This window comes from Pseudoduganella sp. RAF53_2 (assembly GCF_052113985.1).
Lineage (GTDB): Bacteria > Pseudomonadota > Gammaproteobacteria > Burkholderiales > Burkholderiaceae_D > Rugamonas.
On sequence record NZ_JBFRDW010000838.1, the window covers coordinates 1 to 2,136 of the forward strand.

The 2,136-nt window shown below is 59.8% G+C and carries 4 protein-coding genes; 2 read left to right on the forward strand and 2 right to left on the reverse strand.

Annotated elements, in window-relative coordinates; genetic code table 11:
- Positions 1 to 478 (forward strand): MBL fold metallo-hydrolase (locus AB4Z11_RS30140; protein WP_442029625.1); only part of this gene is annotated, 478 nt, incomplete at its 5' end.
- A 76-nt stretch (positions 479 to 554) separates the two neighbouring features.
- Positions 555 to 941 (forward strand): hypothetical protein, encoded by a 387-nt coding sequence (locus AB4Z11_RS30145; RefSeq protein ID WP_442029627.1) that lies wholly within the window; start codon positions 555 to 557, stop codon positions 939 to 941.
- Between the two features lie 28 nt (positions 942 to 969).
- On the opposite strand, the gene AB4Z11_RS30150 is transcribed toward AB4Z11_RS30145, so the two are convergent.
- Both AB4Z11_RS30150 and AB4Z11_RS30155 read right to left on the reverse strand, forming a co-directional pair.
- A complete protein-coding gene (locus AB4Z11_RS30150; protein ID WP_442029631.1) occupies positions 970 to 1,446 on the reverse strand; it encodes a signal peptide protein in 477 nt (158 codons plus the stop codon).
- Positions 1,447 to 1,590: 144 nt separating this feature from the next.
- The coding region (locus tag AB4Z11_RS30155; RefSeq protein ID WP_442029629.1) for a phospholipase D-like domain-containing protein at positions 1,591 to 2,136 on the reverse strand (546 nt) is incomplete at its 5' end.

Below are 2,136 nucleotides of genomic sequence, written 5' to 3' on the forward strand. Positions count from 1 at the left end.
CGCGGGCAAAGCCGATGCCGATTTCTGGCTGAATCAGGTCAACATGGACAATGCTTCGGCCGATGACAAGTTCGTGTTCCAGGGCGCCGTGGCGTCGGTATCGCCGTACATCAAGGCAGGCAGGTTCCAGCCGATCGAGGCTAACGGCGAGCTTATGCCGGGCATTAAAGCTTATTTGACGGCGGGCCACACACCGGGCCATGTCACCTATACGGTGGAAAGCAAGGGCCAGAAGCTGCTTCTGCTGGGCGACTTGATGCACGTGGCAGCGGTGCAGTTTGACGATCCATCGGTAACAATCGCTTACGACAGCGATAGCCCTGCCGCCATGACCGCGCGTCAGCAGGCGTTTGCCGATGCGGCAAAAGGAGGCTACCTGATTGGCGCGGCGCACCTGCAATTCCCTGCCATTGGGCATTTGCGTGAAAACGGAAAAGGCTATCAGTACGTGCCAGTCAATTACACTCAGCCGCGCTGAACGCCTGCTATTGCCGCGCTCAGAAATTTTGACTACTCTGGACTGTGCCGATCCTTAACTTCCACGGGAGATTTCAATGGATGCACAGCAGCTTATTTCGGAATTTCTGGCGTCTGATCACGGTGCACAAGCTACCCAGGCACTGGCGGTCCAGGGCATCAGTTCAGACGACGCCCAACAGATGCTAAGCCATGCGATGGATGCGACCCATGCTCACGTCGAAGAGCAGGCCGCAACATCGGGTGCTCATACGGGCCGTAACTTTTTTGCCGCGTTTGCAGCGGGACTGGTGCGGGGCGACGGCTTCTTCCATTCGCTGGTGGAAGGCGGGGAGGGCATCCTGACCGGCAAGGTGACGGCAGCGCTGGCCGAGCGCATGGGCATCGACCCGTCCACGGCTTCGACCGTCGCGGCCGCTGCGACGCCATACATTGCTGCATTTTTGAAGGAAAAGCTCGCCTGAGCGGGCTTTTCCCCGAGCCGGCCAGGCGCTACTTTGCGCAGGCCTTTCCATGGTCGCCTTTGAAGCCCTTGGCTTGCGCGTCGGCTTCGCTCATGTACTCGCCGGTCTTGGTCTTCCCGTAGTAGCGGTTGCCAGGGCAGTGATAGACCTTGGTCGAGGTGTTGACCCATACTTGCCCCGCGCCGCCCCCTGGCGCAGCCGCTTTGGCAGCAGCAGCGGGTTTGGCGGCGGGTGCTGCCGGTGCTGCTGGCGCAGGCGCAGCGGCCGGAGTTGCAGCTGCGGCCGGAGCTGCCGCTGCTGAAGCCGAGGCAGCCGCCGCTTTCTTGTCGACGCCGCCATGCCCGCGGCAAGCACCTTTCAGCGTGGCTCCGCTAAATGGCGTGCCGTCCTTGCAAACCGCTGTGACCGTTGCAGCCTTGGCCGGTGCGCTGCTTGCCGGCGCTGCGGCTGTTTGCGCATAGGCAGAGAAAGAGAAACTGGAAACAAGGACGGCCGAAAGCAGAATCTTATTCATGACGAACTCCCCAGCAGACACGAAAATACGTGCGTACTTTGGATAGTATTTCAAGTCCGAAACTATTGTGGCTAATCGTACCAGCGCGTTGCTTTTTTCGGACAACGATCGTGCGTTACGCGTGCTTGCGCGGCCTCAGATCGCCATCTTCCAGAACACTGCTGCGCGTTTGTAGCGCAGGCTGCCTTCCTTGTAATGATCGAGCCAGCTGTCGTTCTCGCTGAGGAACAGGCTGGCTTTATCGTCTCCGGATGCGTGTTTGCCCAGGCGTTCGCGGACGGAGCGGAGGTAATAGTGGTTGAACAGGCGGTTGAATTCCGTGAAGTAGATGTCGGCCACGCGCAGGCTGCCGCGGATGAAGAGCATGTTCTCGTCGTTCTCGCGCGTGGACGCGCTGGAGAAGTTGGCGGAGCCGGTGACCACGATCGGGTCGGCGCCCAAAGGATCTTTCAGCAGGAACTTGGAATGGATGTAGTTCAGGTGCGAGTTCATGCCCATGGCGGCGTTGGTGGTCTCTTTCGCCCATTGGTAGAGCGGGTCCTTGATGTAGGAGCCGAAGGCTTCGTAGCTGTTGTTGTCGGCCGAGGGGCGAACGAAAGTCTCGCCATTCTTCTGCGCCGGCCTGTCCTCTTTTTCCAGCAGCAGGAAAGTGAGGGCGTTGAAGCGGCCGTTGTCCTGCAG